General features: G+C 31.9%; 16 protein-coding genes and 2 pseudogenes. 5 read left to right on the forward strand and 13 right to left on the reverse strand.

The genetic code is table 11. From position 1 onward, the window contains the following. Positions 1–468: 468 nt before the first annotated feature. Positions 469–654 carry a hypothetical protein gene (locus BU804_RS00580; protein WP_042281812.1) on the reverse strand — a complete coding sequence of 62 codons (186 nt, stop codon included), beginning with the start codon at positions 652–654 and terminating at the stop codon, positions 469–471. A gap of 353 nt (positions 655–1,007) precedes the next feature. Continuing rightward, positions 1,008–1,646 carry a hypothetical protein gene (locus BU804_RS00585; RefSeq protein WP_075882571.1) on the reverse strand — a complete coding sequence of 213 codons (639 nt, stop codon included), beginning with the start codon at positions 1,644–1,646 and terminating at the stop codon, positions 1,008–1,010. An 829-nt stretch (positions 1,647–2,475) separates the two neighbouring features. Here BU804_RS00585 and BU804_RS00600 point away from each other — a divergent pair. Next, positions 2,476–3,573, forward strand: a pseudogene (locus BU804_RS00600) (IS3 family transposase). Positions 3,574–4,075: 502 nt separating this feature from the next. On the opposite strand, the gene BU804_RS00610 reads toward BU804_RS00600, so the two are convergent. The 9 genes and pseudogenes from BU804_RS00610 to BU804_RS13875 all read right to left on the reverse strand — a co-directional run bounded on the left by BU804_RS00610 (position 4,076) and on the right by BU804_RS13875 (position 11,809). After that, positions 4,076–5,443 (reverse strand): hypothetical protein, encoded by a 1,368-nt coding sequence (locus BU804_RS00610; RefSeq protein WP_075882574.1) that lies wholly within the window; start codon positions 5,441–5,443, stop codon positions 4,076–4,078. 91 nt (positions 5,444–5,534) lie between these two features. Further along, on the reverse strand, positions 5,535–6,944 hold the full coding sequence (locus tag BU804_RS00615) for a hypothetical protein (RefSeq protein WP_075882575.1): 1,410 nt from the start codon (positions 6,942–6,944) through the stop codon (positions 5,535–5,537). 640 nt (positions 6,945–7,584) lie between these two features. Beyond that, complete coding sequence (locus tag BU804_RS15085) at positions 7,585–7,713, reverse strand: hypothetical protein (protein ID WP_255371559.1); 129 nt, start codon at positions 7,711–7,713, stop codon at positions 7,585–7,587. A gap of 170 nt (positions 7,714–7,883) precedes the next feature. After that, positions 7,884–8,384, reverse strand: coding sequence for a hypothetical protein (locus tag BU804_RS00620; RefSeq protein WP_075882576.1), 501 nt, complete (start codon positions 8,382–8,384; stop codon positions 7,884–7,886). Positions 8,385–8,464: 80 nt separating this feature from the next. Next, a complete protein-coding gene (locus BU804_RS00625; protein WP_075882577.1) occupies positions 8,465–8,947 on the reverse strand; it encodes a hypothetical protein in 483 nt (160 codons plus the stop codon). Positions 8,948–9,010: 63 nt separating this feature from the next. Continuing rightward, the gene (locus BU804_RS00630) at positions 9,011–9,544 is read right to left on the reverse strand and encodes a hypothetical protein (RefSeq protein WP_075882578.1); all 534 of its coding nucleotides are present in this window, start codon (positions 9,542–9,544) and stop codon (positions 9,011–9,013) included. A gap of 260 nt (positions 9,545–9,804) precedes the next feature. Next, complete coding sequence (locus tag BU804_RS00635; RefSeq protein ID WP_075882579.1) at positions 9,805–10,863, reverse strand: hypothetical protein; 1,059 nt, start codon at positions 10,861–10,863, stop codon at positions 9,805–9,807. Between the two features lie 396 nt (positions 10,864–11,259). Continuing rightward, positions 11,260–11,671 (reverse strand): annotated as a pseudogene (locus tag BU804_RS10995) (transposase); the annotation flags it as partial. Continuing rightward, on the reverse strand, positions 11,672–11,809 hold the full coding sequence (locus BU804_RS13875) for an ABC transporter ATP-binding protein (protein ID WP_193427176.1): 138 nt from the start codon (positions 11,807–11,809) through the stop codon (positions 11,672–11,674). 526 nt (positions 11,810–12,335) lie between these two features. Between BU804_RS13875 and BU804_RS00645 the strand changes: the two genes are divergently transcribed. Together BU804_RS00645 and BU804_RS00650 are read left to right on the forward strand one after the other, a co-directional pair. Next, positions 12,336–13,163: a hypothetical protein gene (locus tag BU804_RS00645; protein WP_075882580.1), complete on the forward strand. Its 828-nt coding sequence runs from the start codon at positions 12,336–12,338 to the stop codon at positions 13,161–13,163. Continuing rightward, positions 13,150–13,593 carry a hypothetical protein gene (locus tag BU804_RS00650; protein WP_075882581.1) on the forward strand — a complete coding sequence of 148 codons (444 nt, stop codon included), beginning with the start codon at positions 13,150–13,152 and terminating at the stop codon, positions 13,591–13,593. The genes BU804_RS00645 and BU804_RS00650 overlap by 14 nt, the downstream gene beginning before the upstream one ends. A gap of 329 nt (positions 13,594–13,922) precedes the next feature. Here BU804_RS00650 and BU804_RS00655 read toward each other — a convergent pair whose 3' ends face one another. Then, positions 13,923–14,252, reverse strand: a complete 330-nt coding sequence (locus BU804_RS00655) for a hypothetical protein (RefSeq protein WP_075882582.1) — start codon at positions 14,250–14,252, stop codon at positions 13,923–13,925. 504 nt (positions 14,253–14,756) lie between these two features. Here BU804_RS00655 and BU804_RS13010 point away from each other — a divergent pair. Then, entirely contained in the window at positions 14,757–14,915 is a 159-nt protein-coding gene (locus BU804_RS13010) for a hypothetical protein (protein ID WP_158024973.1), read from the forward strand. Between the two features lie 266 nt (positions 14,916–15,181). On the opposite strand, the gene BU804_RS00665 is transcribed toward BU804_RS13010, so the two are convergent. After that, positions 15,182–16,447, reverse strand: coding sequence for a hypothetical protein (locus BU804_RS00665; RefSeq protein WP_075882584.1), 1,266 nt, complete (start codon positions 16,445–16,447; stop codon positions 15,182–15,184). A 176-nt stretch (positions 16,448–16,623) separates the two neighbouring features. Between BU804_RS00665 and BU804_RS00670 the strand changes: the two genes are divergently transcribed. Further along, positions 16,624–17,238, forward strand: coding sequence for a hypothetical protein (locus tag BU804_RS00670; RefSeq protein ID WP_075882585.1), 615 nt, complete (start codon positions 16,624–16,626; stop codon positions 17,236–17,238). The last annotated feature ends 290 nt before the right edge of the window (positions 17,239–17,528 follow it).

Here is a 17,528-nt window from a genome sequence, read left to right on the forward strand (position 1 = left end):
ATCTACAACTATTTGAAACAAACAATTTTCGTCAAGCCCTGCAGCTTGTAAAATTGATTTGTCAATGACAATGGCTTTACTATTTCCATGTTGAACTAAATGTTTAACTTGCATAATACACCTCTCGTATAAATCAATGTTACTACATTATAAATTTAACGTATATACAAGTGTTATAACATAGTCTTTTTTTATTACGGTATAGGTAAATATAAACGAATTGAAAAGGTCACCAAAAATCTTTTTGTGTTAGACAAAAAATCCCAAAAAGTTTTGTTCGCGCATCTTTTATTTTTGAATATGGATTTTCACTGCATATTCTTGAGAAATGACTCGATCATAAACAACATCAATTCCTTCATGTGAAATTGATTACAAAGACCGCTATTCAATTTTTGTCTCGCAATCAGGCTTTTTGTACACTTACCCGATAATTGCCCGATTGTGCGTCTTAATGTACCAATTATACTATGATAATTTTAATAATTTGTTGCTTAAATTATTTAAACGAGGATCCCCGCTTTTAAATCTTAAGGCATAAGACTTGGCGTAAACACCAGGACAAACCTGAGCTGAAATCATGCATTCTTCTTTAGACTGGCTTTTTTCTTTAGGTGATGTCTCTTTTTCGGTAGGTTGCGTTTTGGATTTCATATTTTATCCCTTGTATGTTTCCTTCATATTACTAAGGAGAAGCAAAAAAGTAAATATTCCCTATTTCTGCTCGTTTGCATAATAAGCGGGATAGAGAGTAGTTACTTATGGTTTATGAGGTTCTTTCTGCTTTGTTCTGCGCATTCCATTAAAGCATCTGCACAATAAGTAATCCCCCTGTTCCAACTACATTAACTTTACCTGAAATTGGTAAAAGGATCGATTTCTCCTTATATTTTAGGGCGGTGGTGAAGTCCTTTTAGATTAATTCTTGTTTTGATTTTGTTCGTTCTTCTCGTTTTCTTCCATCCGTGTGACTGTACCATCAACACAAAGACCGACACCTGTTGCTATTAAAAACTTAGATGCCCCTTGTGTGCTATAGGATAGGGAATAAAACTAAGGAAATAACCGCATAAAGAAGCCGTGATACCTATATAAACGCGTATAGAAACCTTAATTTCTTTATTGTCTTCTTTGTCATGATGACCTTTAACTGATTTAGCTAAACAAAGAGCGTCGAAATGTAAGTCGCATTCCTCTTGGTTAAAATCAATGCCATACATATTGCAGTCATATAAAAACATGGCCTTGTGAGAATTTTTTTTATCTTTCTTTTTCAAATCTTTTTTAATTTGCTTAATTTCGCCCTTTTTGAATTGTGCACCTTGCTTTTTAGCTTCTCTTTCGATTGCGTCAATTTGAGCATCCATATCAATTTTTTTTCCTGTATAGCCTTCTATTTCAGTTTTGATATCAAACATCACTTCCATTAACTTGCCATGTTCTAGCTTATCAATATAGCGTTTAGCTTTTTCATAAAGCTTTTCAATCCTAGCGATAAACGCAATATCATTTAGGTTAACATTGACGCCTTTTGCTTGAACTTCATAAGCATAACAAGGCATTGCTAACGCAGAACCCAGAATAGCCCCCGCAAGAATGCATAAAGTGAAATTGTGAAGCAGCCCAATAAAACGAATATTTCCCATTGTATTAATCTCATTGTTCTTTTGTTTCTTTCTTGTTTACATAACTCATAAATTTTAAAGCTTTGGCATCTAATTACCCATGCCATAAACCAAAGTAAAACCAGAAGCTCAACGCCTAAAGCAACATACCACATAAAAATCCTTTACTTACTTTATCCATTCGTTACCCTCACCTTCTCATGTTCATTGATATAATAGTCATTTGTTTTATAGCTTAAATAGCCTAGCCCATCAAAAAAATCGGGCTTGATCCTGTTTACTAAATGTTTGACGGCGCTATCAATTAATATATTTGTGAGAGCATGGCCTAACTCATGATATTTAGCTAAAAAGTTTATAAAAACTCTATTCATTATAGCAGCTTAACTCAACAGAAAAAGAGAAAAATAAAAGAAACTATTTCTCAGAAAGATTGAAGTTCACTTATTTCAAATTATCCAATCAAAGTTGTTTGTTCATCGTTAAATTTTAGTGAAGCAATGCATGTTGCAGATCACCTTTTTTATGATGATATACAAGATGATGAGAAGCAACAATATGGGTTAAATATTACGTCTAAATAAAAGATCACTTTAAAAAAGAGTGGGATAGCAACTGGGAAAATGGCGTTATCCTAGGAGATCTTTGCTATAAAAGAGCTTATGATAATTTAAAAGAACATCCAACCGAATTACTATTATTTCTATCAAACTGTAATAGAGCTCCCGGTATTCCGCCTATTACAGATGAGGAGTCTGAATTCTATTTAAGGTAAGCGTGACATTGCCCCGCAAAAAAGGTCCAACAGAAAGTAGAAAATCATGCTATCCTTTAAAAAAAGGGAAACAGTATGAAGAAAAGATTCACAGAAGAACAAATCATTAAAATCCTAAAAGAAGTTGGCTCTGGAATACCTCTTGCAGAAGTTTGTCGCAAGCACGGAGTCAGCACAGCTTCTTATTATCAATGGAAAGCAAAGTTTAGTGGGATGGATGTTTCCGAAGCTCAACGATTAAGGAGCCTTGAATCTGAAATTGCTAAGCTTAAAAGACTTGTTGCTGACCAAGCTTTAGACATTGTGGCTTTAAAGGATGTCTTGTCAAAAAAGTGGTAAGCCCAGCTGCTAAGCGACTTTGTGCTAAATGGATGATAGAAAATCATCGATTGAGCCAAAGACAGGCTTTTAAATTGTTGGTATTCCATCGATCAGTTGGGCGATAGTTGTCGAAAAGGCAAGGAGATGAACAAGTATAAAAGCACTCATTAAAGCTGTGGCTCTTGAAAGACCTCGATTTGGTTATCGACGCATTCATTTTATATTGAAAAAAGGGGCTTTAAGATTAACCATAAAAAGCTTTTTAGACTTTATCAGGAAATGGGACTAAAATTTAGAAAAAGAGGAGTTCGAAGACGAGGAGTTGGGATAAGGCTTGCGCGGATAAAAGCTTCACAAGTCAATGAAGTTTGGAGCCTTGATTTTATGTCGGATCGGCTTGCAAATGGAAAGAAAATCAGATGACTCAATATTGTAGATGAGTTTACTAGGGAGATTTTGAAAATGATTGTAGACACATCTCTTTCCGGATTAAGAGTAGTAAGGGAGTTGGAAGAGTTAATTAAATACAGAGGGTATCTTAAGACAAATGATCAGTGATAATGGAACTGAATTCACAAGTAGGGCTATTTTAAAATGGTCGGAGGGAGCATCTATTGGATGGCATTATATAGAACCTGGTAAACCAATGCAAAATGGAACAATAGAGAGTTTTAATGGACGAGTCAGAGATGAATTTTTAAACCAGCATTGGTTTATAAGTTTGCAAGAAGCGCAAAACTTAGCAAAAGAAGGAGGGAAGACTATAATAAATGGCGTCCTCATAGCGCGCTAGATGGCCTTTCTCCGGAAGAATTTAAAAAGACTTATGAGCTAAAAACAATTAATGCATAGGTAGTAAAATTTTCTATTTTAAAATGGACCTAATTATGGGGCAATGTCACAAGTTGTGCATTAACAGTATGTGCTATTTAAAAAAGGCTGTTACCATAGTAGTGATAGTCAAGGATTTTACAAACGATGCATAGAGCCTTTTGGTTATATTGTAGATTATATGGAAGAGCCTTGCGATTCTTATTGCGATTAATTATGAAAAAAGACGGATGGAAAGGTTGGATAAATGTATCAATTGGGCTGCTAATATTAATTTACTCCGTTTATCAAGGTGATTATAATATCATTGCAGTCGCAGGTTTTTTTATATGGCTTTTTGACTGTTGAATAAATATACGAACAATAGCTAGTCTGCAAAACGCCCTGCTAGACAATACAATCGTGCAGAATAATTTTAGCGAGTTGCAAAGATATTTTAAATTTCCTCTAAGCTCGTGGCTCAAGCTGGGCGACAATTCCAAAAAACGCTTTATTTAGGCTTTCTTTCTAAGAAGATTAATTTTTATTCATCTGATTGCTTTCTCTTAGAAGATGAGATAGCAGAAAAAAATGCTCCTTTTTGTTTAGAAAGATGATTTTTTTTAGGTCGATAGAAAGAAAGAACGGTGTTGGCAATTTGAAAAATACCAATCCAAGCAAAAATTAAACAAATCTTATTTAAAAAAGAAATTGAAAAATTTTTATGAGAGGGTAACCTAGCCATTAAGCTATTGATAGGTCCAAGCAATATAATTTTTCTTTTGGTTATTTGCTGAGAAACCAATTCTGTACAAGTAGAAGAAGTTGGAGTCGTTATAGTTTGCACAGGAGAAAAGCTAAAAAGTTTTTTAATCTCACATTCTTTTTTTTTAATATTTTCTATTATTTCTACGGCACTTTTTTCTTTTTGGGACAGAGCAGTTACAGTTTTTTGCCATTGTTTGGTATCTTGTGCTAACTGATAAGTATTCTCACTAAATTCTTTTACTTCTTCTGAAAGCTGTTTGCCGTCCTGTACTAATTTATGGGTGCCTTCACTAAGTTCTTTTACTTCTTCTGAAAGCTGTTTGCCGTCCTGTACTAATTTATGTGTATCCTCACTAAATTTTTCTACTTTTTCTGCAAACTGCCTGCCACCTTCTTGAAGCTCTTTCACGCCTTTTATAAACTCTTCATTATCTTGCCGAGACTGGTTTATTTCTTGCTTAAGGATTTGTAGTTCTTTATAAGAGCTTTGCATGAGAACATCACAATCACTAGAGAGCTCGTCAAAGACAGTGTCAAAGATTTCTAAATCAGCTGCTTTTTTCTCATTTATTTTATTCATAATTTCTATGTGAGAGCAAAGCAAGTCACAGTGGTTTTGCATGATAGCAAGGAAAGGATTTTGTTTTTTCCCCGCAGCGAGCTCTTCTTGAGTGGGAATGGAGGTATACACTCTTATTTCATCAATCTTTGCATGACATTGCTTAATGGTCTCGAGCATTTCAGCTTGAATAAAACGCGTTTTTTCAACTGTTTGCTTAAATTCTTGTTGTTGAAGTTCTAAATCCTGGACTTGGGGAGTAATAGTAGAAAGTTTTTCATCGATTTTGCTGCAATCCTTTTCTATTTCTTGACAGGCAGCATGACTAAAAGAGTTTTTTTTCTTCAAATTAAAAAGGTAGATCTTTCTCTGCAAAATAAGTTTTTGCATAAGCTGATTTTGTTCTTCCAACCGTTCTAGATAATCTTTTTTAAGAAAAAAATTACGACAGTAATCTTCTAATGTTGCCGTAGGATCCAGCTCATTTTTTGGAGAAGGGTGATCAAGTTCTTCTTGCATACGATCAACAAGCGTCTGAAGAAAAACACTAATTTGCTGAGCCTCAAGTGATGAAGAAAACAACATAAGAGTACCTCTTGTATAACAAAGATATAATAAATATTAAAACAGGTTAGAATTTTTTCCAACCTGTGTTTTAGCTAAAGCAACTCTTTAATTAGCTCACCCTTCTAGCGATTGCTGTTGTAATCAATGTATTGCAAAATTGTAATACAAGATGTTGCCATGAAAGCAAGCCGGTTGGGCTTACTAGCTGCTGTTGAATTTGGGATACTTTAATTTCTAATTCTTTTTGTTCTTTACTATCTAAATTGGCAAACTTAGCTAAATTTAATACCCAATCTTTAAATTTCTGAGGATCCTGCAAATTTATATTGCTAAGTTCTGAAATAAATTTCTTAATTTTGTCTCTTTGAGCTTGCGCCTCTTCTCCCAATTTATTGTAGTTATTTTCTATTTGTCTTAATTTTTCTAGGTTTTTGGTACTTTCTTCATCAGCTTCTAGCTTACTTTCTAACTCTACTCTAATTAATTCTTTTATTTTTCTTAATTCAAAATTGCTTTTACTTAAATTTAATCTAATTCCCTTGTGTCTTATTTTTTCTTGTTCCAAGTCAGCGTTGCTTATATCTAAATTAATTCTAGTTAACTCGTGATTTGTTTTCTCTTGTTCCAAGTCAGCGTTAACTTTATTGAAATTGTAATTTGCTACTTTATGTGCTAGTTGCTCTGTGACTAACTTACGTAGAGCTTCATCTCGTTCTTTTTTTGCTTTAGCTGATTCATTTTGAGTCAAAGTAACTTCATTTCTATATTTTTGGCATTCAAGCTTTTGCTCAGCAATTTCTTGTATTTTTTCAGCAATTTGTAATTGACTATTCCTTTCCAATTCAAAATGACATTTTAATATCTCATCTAAAATTTTCGTATGCTCTGCCATTTCTTCTTGGTTTGCTTTCAATCTGTTTTCAAGCTCTGCTTTTTCCTTGCTTAAAATATCTGATTGAGCTTTTAAAGCTTCTTTTTCATTTTTGAGTTCAATATTTTTATTGACAAGCGCTATTTTTTCTTCGGAAAGTTCTTGGTTTGCTTTTTCATAATTTTTAAGTTTTTGCTGAATTTCTGTTATTTGCTCAGTTTTTTCTCTTAATTTTCCTTTGGTAATTTTTAATTTTCCCTCAACTATTGAAAATTTTTCTTTATGTTCATTTATCTCCTGCTTTTGCTTTTCCATGTCATTTTTAAGTTGTTTATTATCTGCAGCAAGGGTTGCAATTCTGCCCTTAAGTGTAGTATTGTCTTCTTTAACTTCAGAAAAATCATTAGCAAGCTTGCTAAATTTTTTATCAGCTTCTTCCTGTTGTTTTTTAACTTTTTCAGTACATGCCAAAATAGCGCTAGCTGCTTGGTCGATTTTCTGTGCCATTTCATTTTTTTCTTTCTGTGCTCTTTCTATTATCTCGTTTTTTTCTTTCTCTGCTGCTTTAGTGCTATCTGCCACAGCCTCCCTAATGAAGCTTAACACTTCTTGTTTAGAATAAAAAAAATTAGTAGATGGAGCTTCCATACTATCGCCTCTTGAAAATATTTAAATTTAACTTAAATAACTTAGTTTTTTATAAATGTCCTTTTTCTTTACTACTAAAAGATATTTATATAGACAATATAAAAACCCCTTAACCTTTTTAATCAAATGTTTTTTTTATTTAACCCATCTAACTTATTATAATTTACAAGTTTAAGTAACTAAATTTGTAGCCTTTATATTGACAATTTTATTTTTATAAAATTTAAAAAATTGAGGCTAGATAAGCAGAAATTGAATAACCTAATTTTGATAATTTCATTTTTATATCGATAGAATTTAATTATAAAAGCTATATTTTTGTTTGTTTAAGGTTTGTAATTAAAAAAAAATAAGAAGGAGAATCGAACAACCGCCTATTTAGCATTTGATCAATAAAGAATTAATGAGTGGTTAGATGTATGTCACTTTTAAGACCGGTCTGTTTGTGACAGCTGTAGCTAAACTGGCTTTTTCCAGCAGCTGTAATACTATTTCACAATAACATTTTGAACGGCACAAGAGGTAGCTTGTAGGTATTGAACTAAATGTTTTACATCAGTAATTAATGTAAGGAGTTTAAAATTACAAGAAATCAACTCGGAATGCTCTTTTAAATATTGAATGAAAGGAGAAGTAAAAATCACGTGGCTAGCTCTTTTTCTATTTCTAAATTGAGTGCTCGATCTAAAGCATAGCGGGCTACAGTTTGGCTAGCTTGTGCAGGATCTAATTTTTTACCAAAAGACGCGCAGAAAAGCGTTTCAGTCATTATTTTCGTTTTAGAGTTAAAATTTTCCTTATTAATCCTTGCTTTTTCTCGACTAGTCTGTGCTCTTTCTTGACTAGCTTAAGCTATTGCTCGGTTAGCCTGGGCTTTTTTCTAGCAGCTTTACCATTATCATTTATAAAAACGTTTGAAGCTCTAGAAACTCTACTAAATTACTTTATTTTAACAAAACTGAATAAGCTGTTCATTAATGTCTGGATAACCTTTAATGCTGTTTCCCACCAACTTGACTTTGCTATATTTTCTTGACTTATTGAATTCGTAAATGAAGAAATGTTGTCTGTCTCTTTTTCAACTACGGCTTGTTGATCAAGATCAGCGTTTGTATTTAGGCTTTCTTTTACCTTGCATAAAGGAGGTCTAAAATCTCTTAAAAACTGCTTATGGTCATCCATTAACTTTTGCATTTCTTCTTTATGCTTTTGCCTCTCTGCTTTATATTTTTGTCTCTCTGCTTTATGCTTTTGCATCAGCTTTTCAATTGTCTGAATCGCTGAAACAAGTTCAAGTTGATTAGGTCTTTTAGTAAGCTTGCTCACCTTCTTTTGAACACCAACTAAACGAGAATTCGTAACAATTTCTCTTGCTGGATTTGCCAAGGAATAATCGAAAGAGCACATTAAAGGGCTTAAGGGGCTTGAATGTATTGACATATTTAACAATCCTATAAACTTTAAAATAAAGCAGCTTTATTATTTATAAAAACGTTTGAAGCTCTAGAATCTCTACTAAATTACTTTATTTTAACAAAACTGAATAAGCTGTTCATTAATGTCTGGATAATTTTTAATGCCGTTTCCCACCAACTTGGCTTTGCTATATTTCCTTGACTTATTGAATTCGTAAATAATGAAATATTGCCTGTCTCTTTTTCAACTACGGCTTGTTGATCGAGATCAGCATTTGTATTTAAACTTTCTTTTACCTTGCGTGGAGGGGATCTAAAATCTCTTAAAAACTTTTCATGATCATCCATTAATTTTTGCATTTTTGCTTCATGCTCTTGAACCCTTGCTTCATGCTCTTTTATAAGATTTTGCATGATTTGAATCGTAGAAATAGATTCAGGTTGGGTAGGTCTTTTAGCGACCTTGTTCACTTTTCTTTGAACACCGCCTAAACGTGACCTCGTAACAATTTCTCTTGCTGGATTTGCTAAGGGATGATAATCAAAAGAGCACATTGAAGAGTTTAAAAGGCTTGAATGTATTGACATATTTAACGTTCCTATAATCTTTATCATTTATAAAACGTTTGAAGCTCTAGAATCTCTACTAAATTACTTTATTTTAACAAAACTGAACAAGTTGTTTATTAATGTCTGGATAATCTTTAATGCTGTTTCCAACCAACTTGGCTTTGCTATATTTTCTTGACTTATTGAATTCGTAAATGAAGAAATGTTGTCTGTCTCTTTTTCAACTACGGTTTGTTGATCAAGATCAGCGTTTGTATTTAAACTTTCTTTTACCTTGCATAAAGGAGGTCTAAAATCTCTTAAAAACTGCTTATGGTCATCCATTAACTTTTGCATTTCTGCTTTATGCTTTTGCCTCTCTGCTTTATATTCTTGCCTCTCTGCTTTATATTCTCGCCTCTCTGCTTTATATTCTTGCCTCTCTGCTTTATGCTTTTGCATCAGCTTTTCAATTGTTTGAATCGCTGAAATAGGTTCAAGTTGCTTAGGATTTTTAGTAAGAATGCTCACCTTCTTCTGAACACTGCCTAAACGAGAATTTGTAACAATTCGTCTTGGTTGGTTTGGTAAAGAATAAGCAGAAGAATACATTGAAGGACTTAAATGTATTGACATATTTAACGATCCTATAATCTTTAAAATAAAACTGCGGCTTTGGAATAAAATAAAAAAACTATGTTTTATTACTATTTTACCAGATCTAGCCAAATAGCTCTATAATTATTTTTTTGATCCGATTAGCACAGAAACCGGATTTTTATACAAACAAATAACCTAATAGCGATTTATAATCAATCGATTAAAGACAGAAAAAAAATAAGTTAATCTGGACTTAAAAAACTTTGTTAACATCCAGATTAACAGCGTAAGCAATTTTATTTTTTCTCTGTCGTTGGCCAATATTTTTCTTCTATCTTAACCTTTAAATCTCTTAATTTTCTTTCTTCTGCATTAATTTCTTTAGCAGTTATCGTAGTAGATTGATTAAGGACTTTTTGTTCTTCAGGCGTTAGATTTCTTTTAGAAACAGTATCATTATAGCGAGGATAGACGTAGGTCACTAATCTATCTGCTATACCCATGTCTTGTAAATTTTTAACTTCTTTTTCCAAAGCGGAATTTTTACTTTCAAGTACAGAGCATTGCTGTAAAACATTAGCACTTCTATTTAGATTTTCTACTGTCTCACGCGCAAGAGGCCTAAAATCTTTTAAAAACTGTTCATGATCACCAATCATTTTTTTTATCTCTGCCTTATAATCCTGCCTCTCTGCCTTATACTCTTGCCTCTCTGCTTTATGCTTTTGTATATCTGCTTTATGCTTTTGCATCTCTTCTTTATGCTTTTGCATTAGCTCTTCAATTGTTTGAACAGCTGTTGTTTTTAAAGCGGTATACTCTTCAGTTAATTTACCTACATCTGTTGTTTTTAAAGCAATATATTCTTCAGTCAGCTTGCCTACATCTGTTGTCTTTAAAGCAGTATACTCATCAGTTAGCCTGGTCACCTTTTCCTGTGCAACAGCTAGGCTATAATTTTTAACAAATCTAGTAACATCTAAGATTTTGGTTGGGTCCAAAGGGCATATAAATGGTATTCCTTTAGCAATTGCTCTGTTATAAATTTCCATAATTGCTTCTCGTTCAAATGTATGGCCACAATCATCTACAACAGGATCTGTGAAAGGTTGAAGAGTAATAGGACAGTCAAAACATTTAAGACATTCTTCCACTACATCTTCTTCAGGAGAAGGTGTATTATAGCCTACAACAGGAGGCATGCTGTTTGGAGGAGAAACATGCACGTTCATTTCTATCGTATTTTCATCCGATATAATTACTTTTGATTGGTCCGCTGTTAGTTGATCTGATATTATATTATCCCAGTAAGGATCGTCAAAATTGCAGGCAGAAGAATTTAAATTAATTGACATATTTAACACTCCTATAAGTTTCAAATAAATCACTTTTTAGAATAGAATAAAAAGTGTGCTTTACTATTTTATTTTACTCACTGTTAATAAATGATATAAATTTTATCGCTTAGTACTCACCAATTAAATGAAACTGTCATTTTAAACTGTTTCAAAATTAATCTTTGTGTAAATAGTACCGACTTGAAACTAATCAAAAAATAAATTCAAGGCAAATAAAATTAATTATTTCTAATTGAGATACTCTTAATTTTTCTTAAAATAATGATAAAAAAAGAAGAAAATTTTCCTGCTTCGCGTTAATAATCGGATAACACTATCGTTTTATATAAAAATCCTTATTAAAATTTTATAAGATAAACCATAAAAAGAAATAGACAAATGAAAATGAGTAAATTAAATTTTTGATTTTCTCACAAACATTAGTAATAATTGATGTTGCTCTGCTAAATTTATAGATGGCGTTTTAGGTTGATAAATATGAGCGGCAATTGCGGCTAGTATTAATTAAAAATTTCCAGCACTTCTGTGTCTATTCAAATTGAGAGATATTTTTTAATGGATTATTTACTATTTCAATGACAGCTCACTTTCTAAGAAGAATTTTGTCTATCAACTTCATAAGATTCTGCTCCCCATTTGATCTTAGGGTAGTAAGTAGTTCAAAGCCTTGTTTCAACAGCTTTTTCGAAAGTTCTTTCAAAATAATCCCCTTATCACCAAATAGTTTCCCAAAAATCCCTTTTAACAAGGTTTCGGCAATAGAAACATCAGCAGCATTTCCAGAGTTAAGCTGAAAAGCCAAAATTTATGATTGGTTTAACTGATATTGTTTAGCTTGTTGAAAAAATAAATGAGCGTATTCTTGGTTTGCTTTCAGCAAATGATCTTGAGTGCCTTCTTCCACTAATTTGCCAAATTTAAAAAACAAAATCCGATCAGCCATTTTGATAGATCCGATTTTTCTTTAGCATGTTGTTGGATATAAAATTAAAAATGTTGTCTTAGGATATTCTTAAGATAATTTCGCAGATCTTGATTAAATACTATTTGGTTACCGCCATAACTAATGCTGTTTGATGAAGGCTGCGTTAAAAACTCTTTAATTAAACTGGTTATATGCCGCTTAATTTTGCAATTAATCGTACTAAATTATTTTAATTGCAATTTTTTATCATATGATTTCCTAATATAAAAAACAGATTTATAGATATATAAAAACGGCTTTTATAAAAAAATTAAAGATTTAAACAAAAAATGCGTATTAAATTTTCTTATTAAAAAATATTTGATTGTTTTAATATGTTTTGTACGAGATCTAGCTTTACTGCAATAAAAAGTAAAATACTTTTAAATTAGCTGATTGCTACGTTTAAAAACATGAAAGCATAGTTAAAAAAACGAACATGAAAAAAAATTAAAAAATATGTTGAAGTTTTAACTGAAATATATAGGATAAATTGGAGGGAATTATGACAATTAATCTTAGCATTGACAATCCCTGTGAGTTTATTGTTAATTCTTTTAACGCTCTTAATTCTTGGGATCAGCTAATTAAAGATGTCCAAATCGACAATGAAACAGGCTTTTTTTCTTCTCCCCCTTCTGTTGTTAAGGCTGCTTCAAAAAGTTTTTTTGACAATATCGGCTCACCTTCCTCTTATTCTAAATTGAGATTTCTATATGATATGAGCATTCAAATTCCTAGCTATTTCAGCTATAGCCTTTACAAGTTTTATTTTTATCAAATCAAAGACATTTCTGATTTTACCAATTCTGTCACATTATCAATACAACTTGACAAAACTAGACAAATTGCCGATAAAGCCATTCAAGAATATCAAATCTGCATGAAATTGCTGGATAACGGTGTGTATAGAGAAATGGCAAGTTTTTTTCCCAATTGTATATTGAACTATTTATATGGGCACGAATTTGTGAACATAACAACAATAATTGATCCCGAACGACGAGCTCCTTCTAGAGAATATACCGATTATTTAATTGATCAATTTCCTGAATCAAAATTGAAAAATTTTTGTTTAGTAGCTCAGAAATTACGAAATTTCAATTTATCGCTCGATTCATGGTCTATCGTTGAACTTGAAAAATTTACAGAAACAAGGATACCGGCTGAAATTTATGTAAAAGTTCACCATCGTGCGATAGAGGAAATAAAATACTTGCTTCATCAGTATGCTGAAAATAATTTTTATAAGGATTTAATTGACGAAGATTTCAATACATCTGAATTTTTTCAAATTCATAAAAAAAGAGTAGAATTGTATGAACAACATTAACTTACCTAGCTTAGGTACTTATCATTCAGATACTTTGCCACAAAAACAATCAAATTTTAAAGTTTGTTCTCTTGAAGATCATTTTCGTATAGTCTGTGAAGTTTCTCAAAAAGATCACGTTTTATTAAAAATAGCTGCTCTTGTTCAACCTATCGAAGATTTTTCACGTGTAATCATTAGAGAAGATCGTCAAGAGAAGGGCTTTTTATTAAAAATAGCTTCATTTATCCAGCCTATCTTTAAAGTTTTATCTCAATTATTTGAATGTATTAGTCATTACGCCTGTTTGTTAGCAAATGGAATTATTTCAATAAAAACCAAACTTATCGGAATTGATCTCCATCTGCATCTTCATCTATTTACTGTTAATGTTAATTATGGTGACACAAACGCACAAAAGGCTTCCCCGAGCGAAATTTTGTCTGGCTAAACAGCAATGATATTTGTTTTATGTTAGAATAGGGAGAAAAGATTAAAATTAAAAATCTTTAAAAATTTGATGCTTATGAGAAGGTCCTTTAAATCTCCTAGACATCTTTTTTTATTTTAGCAAAATGTCCTGAGATTGAAAATGCTTAAATTTTTTTTAAGCTGATTAATCTCATCTTTTAAGGAACTACAATTTGAGTATTCCTATTAAATAATGAGAAGTTGCATATTAGTTGATATAAGCGTCTCTTATTTAAAAAATAAACATAGCAGGTATTTGCTAAACGTATTGAACTTTTAATGTTCCGTTTCGTTTAACAATAGCGCCTGTTAAGCTTTGCTTTTCTTTGTCGATAATACCTTTTTCATCACAACAGCTCTGACAAAACTAGAAGAGTCTTGGATATATTGAACAAATGTCTTTACATTTGTCACATGGCTAATTTTTTGAAAGTTGCAAAGAGGTGCTCGATTATTTTTTATGAACTGTATAAAAGAAAGCATAGAAGTAACTTTGCTTGTTCTTGCTTTTATGTCTAAAATAAAAGCTTTATCTAATCCATAGGTCGATACAATAGCATTTGCTTCATCACTTGTCATCTTGGCTAAATTTTTCTTTTGAAAACTACCATAGAAAAGTTTTGCTATTATTAAATTCATAGCGTATTTAAATCATCTCTTTTATTAATAAGTTCGGCTTTTTCATTAATAAGCAATGACTTAAGAGAACGTATCATCGTTATATAGAGGCCGGGGGATTTAGAGTAATAACGGCAACATTTTTTGTTTTAAGCTTTAAAGCAATTTGGAATTGGATCCAAAAGAAAAAAGAAGGAAAGCTGACGCCTAAAATAAGAATAGCCTCGCTAGAAAGATAAAGGATGAAATTTTACTGAAATTTATAAAATCTTACTTAGAGGCCTATTTAAGAGAAATCGTTGTTCATCTGCCGTCATTGTACAAGCTACACTTTTTATGCTTGTAAACGACAAAAAATCACCAAAAAGAGTGCATTCTATCAAGAGAGAAAGAAAGCAAAAAAGCAGAGCTTTAAAAAATAGAAAGGATACCACTAAAAAATCGCGCCTATGTGGATGGAAAATAAGAGTTAATCCATCCGTTGATAGTCTTTTGGATAGATCCCTTTCAGAGGAACCATGTTCAGTGCAGCACCCAGGAAAGCGGGATCGAAAAGAGAGTTTTCTTACTGAAAAAGTTGGTTCTGATATCGCTGCTCCGTTTTGTTACCAAGGAACATGCAACATGGATTTGTTTAAACTATGGCTAGAACAATTTTTAGTTCCAGAATTAAGACCTGGCTAGGCTTTGATTTTGGACAATGCAACATTCCATTGATCGCAAAAAACAAAACATTTAATTCAATCGCTGGGTATCAAGTGATTTCCTTGCTGCCCTATTCACCTGACTTAAACCCAATAAATTATGTTGGGCCACAATTTCAAGAGAACAATTAGATTAAATTTAAAAAAATTTAGTTTCTTATCTGAGGCAAACAATTATTCATTTTTAACCTATTCATAATAAAAAATGTAATTTTCAATTTAATTCACTATACATGCAAAATATGTTTACGTCCGAATTGCTGAGTAAATTTTGATTCGGCCAACTAACATTTCTTGAGATCGTCTTAAAAGAGTAAACTTCCCGTTTTCAATTGTTTTAACAAAAACTGTCTCTAAAAAAGTAGTCGTTCTTGTTGATTCTTGAACAATTTTATTTTTCAAAATAGAGTGTTTAATCTCTCCTTTAAGAATTTCTTCATTGAGGATTTCTTTTTTAAGAGTTTGCTGTTTAATTAAATCAGCTTTGTCTGCTACTTGCTTTTGTGTACTTTCCTCATTTCTAGCTTCTTTAATTTTTGCCATCATCATAACTTGTAGATCTTTTGAAGACCTACTAACAAGTCTGATAAAAGCAGCTACATTCAGAGGTGTTCCGTTTGCAATTGCAGTTTCTTTTTCTTTTTTTTGGTCAACTTTCTCTTTTGAGCTACTATGAATAATTTCTTGGTGGCGTGCTTTATCTGAAGTAAGATCTTTATTTGTCTCTGAATCGCGTGGTGATAAAATTGCTAAGTGAGGATTATGCACGTGAGCATATTGAGTAAAATGGGCAACCAATTTTTCTTTGATTTCTTGCCTTTTTTCGTCGGACAAACCTTTAACATGATCTAATAATTTGTCTGCTGCGCGCTCAATAGCTTCTTGAGGATCATCTGAAATGTCTTTCAATTCCTCTAAAGCATTTTGCATTAGCCTATCAACATTAACCCCTTCTCCAAAGTCACATCCTTCAAACATTTCTTTTAACGTATCGATGTTATCAGCCATCTGCTGATCTATATGATTCTCAACTGCAGCTTTCTCATTCACATCGACTACATCCATATGATGGACTTCTATTTTCTCTTCTATAATTTCTGCTGCAACATGTTGATCTTCTATATCAACATAATGTTGCTCTGCCTCTGTATTCCAGCTTCCCCAATCATCGTCATTATTAATGGTTTCAAATCCATCATTAAATTCTTCATTAACAAAACTATCAAAGTCATTATCATCAAAAGAAAGCGATTCTTCGGTTTTAGTTTCAAGAATTTTTCCTTCAATAGAGGAGCCAAAGGAATCTACTAAATCCATCTGTCCTAATTCTTCAAAACTTTCTTGGCTCGAAATGGTAATCTTTTCTCCTGTAACTTTAACCTGACCTTCTAACTGATTGGTGTATTCATGACCACCAATCACAGTTTGATCACTATGTTGATTTTTATTAAGTTGTAAAGGAGAAGAAAAAGAACTAATTGGTTGATTGTAGTGAGAATAATCATTATTCATACAAAAACCTAATTTAATAAGATTTATTCTTAATTATAGCATATTATTTTTTTATCAAAGCTAAAATTAAATATTTTTTTTAAGTAAACATCTTGACAAATAAGTAGTTGTTAGTAAGACTAAATTTTTAAAGATTGTATTAATTTTTCAATAAACCTTAATTAAGGAGTTTGCTTATGCATGCTACTGGTGGTTATCCTTCACATCATGAAAACCTTTTACAAGACGTTAAAAATGTTTTACATACTCATGTTGAGCTTTCTCGACTGAAAAGCCAGGCTCATGCCGAGACTTTAGCTGCTCAACAAAAAGCTGCGAAAAGTGCACAAGAACTTTTAAGAGCACAACAAGAGCTTAATTTAGCCAACCAAAAAGTTGCGCTATCAGGACAAAAAGTACAAGCCGCAAAAGCTATCGTTCTAACTAACGTTTTCCAAGGCGTTTTTTGTTTACCGAAAATTGAAATAACCGGTACTGATTATGCCTTAGAAATGGCTACTAAATATCAATTGGATACTGCACTCGAACTCAATCAAAGAGAAAGAACAAGTATCATTAAATCTATGGCTCCTTTTATCGCTTACCTCAAAAGTCATTCTGATGTTCAGAAATGCAATTTTAAGGCCATAAAACAAGTTAATGATGTAAAAAGTTTTGCACAATACTTACAAGACGCTACTTGCAAAGTTAGATTAGTTGGATTTAATAAAGATCTTAGCGTCGAAGACCAACAGGCTTTAGCAAATGCTGTTATGAACAGAAAAGGGACATTAAAAGTCCAGTATCTTTAGTTCATTAGTTATTCTTTATCGATTAACTAGTGAATGAATTAGTTGATCGATAAATTCTCTTTAAATTCCTTTTTTTCGTATATTTCCTTTGCTTAACCTCAAATATTTTTCTTTATAATTTTTTTACTGATTGACTGTAACATTTCAAAAAAACTTAGATAGATCCGACTAACAAAAATTTTTCGTTTAAATTTTTTAAAAAGTATAGATATAATATAGGTTTAAATAAAAAGAGAGGTTTTTATCTTTATAAAAATGATTGGTTTGAGAAAATATTAAACATTATAGTA

It is taken from the genome of Candidatus Protochlamydia sp. W-9 (genome assembly GCF_001950615.1).
Classification (GTDB): Bacteria; Chlamydiota; Chlamydiia; order Chlamydiales; family Parachlamydiaceae; genus Protochlamydia; species Protochlamydia amoebophila.

Bases quoted from the DNA above. Each gene is read 5' to 3' on its own strand.
- BU804_RS00635 (WP_075882579.1), bottom strand. From the start codon at position 10,863: ATGTCAATTAATTTAAATTCTTCTGCCTGCAATTTTGACGATCCTTAC.
- BU804_RS13875 (WP_193427176.1), bottom strand. From the start codon at position 11,809: ATGGCTGATCGGATTTTGTTTTTTAAATTTGGCAAATTAGTGGAAGAA.
- BU804_RS00610 (WP_075882574.1), bottom strand. From the start codon at position 5,443: ATGTTGTTTTCTTCATCACTTGAGGCTCAGCAAATTAGTGTTTTTCTT.
- BU804_RS00630 (WP_075882578.1), bottom strand. From the start codon at position 9,544: ATGTCAATACATTTAAGTCCTTCAATGTATTCTTCTGCTTATTCTTTA.
- BU804_RS00655 (WP_075882582.1), bottom strand. From the start codon at position 14,252: ATGAATTTAATAATAGCAAAACTTTTCTATGGTAGTTTTCAAAAGAAA.
- BU804_RS00650 (WP_075882581.1), top strand. From the start codon at position 13,150: ATGAACAACATTAACTTACCTAGCTTAGGTACTTATCATTCAGATACT.
- BU804_RS00645 (WP_075882580.1), top strand. From the start codon at position 12,336: ATGACAATTAATCTTAGCATTGACAATCCCTGTGAGTTTATTGTTAAT.
- BU804_RS00665 (WP_075882584.1), bottom strand. From the start codon at position 16,447: ATGAATAATGATTATTCTCACTACAATCAACCAATTAGTTCTTTTTCT.
- BU804_RS00670 (WP_075882585.1), top strand. From the start codon at position 16,624: ATGCATGCTACTGGTGGTTATCCTTCACATCATGAAAACCTTTTACAA.
- BU804_RS00580 (WP_042281812.1), bottom strand. From the start codon at position 654: ATGAAATCCAAAACGCAACCTACCGAAAAAGAGACATCACCTAAAGAA.
- BU804_RS00615 (WP_075882575.1), bottom strand. From the start codon at position 6,944: ATGGAAGCTCCATCTACTAATTTTTTTTATTCTAAACAAGAAGTGTTA.
- BU804_RS00585 (WP_075882571.1), bottom strand. From the start codon at position 1,646: ATGGGAAATATTCGTTTTATTGGGCTGCTTCACAATTTCACTTTATGC.
- BU804_RS15085 (WP_255371559.1), bottom strand. From the start codon at position 7,713: ATGACTGAAACGCTTTTCTGCGCGTCTTTTGGTAAAAAATTAGATCCT.
- BU804_RS00625 (WP_075882577.1), bottom strand. From the start codon at position 8,947: ATGTCAATACATTCAAGCCTTTTAAACTCTTCAATGTGCTCTTTTGAT.
- BU804_RS00620 (WP_075882576.1), bottom strand. From the start codon at position 8,384: ATGTCAATACATTCAAGCCCCTTAAGCCCTTTAATGTGCTCTTTCGAT.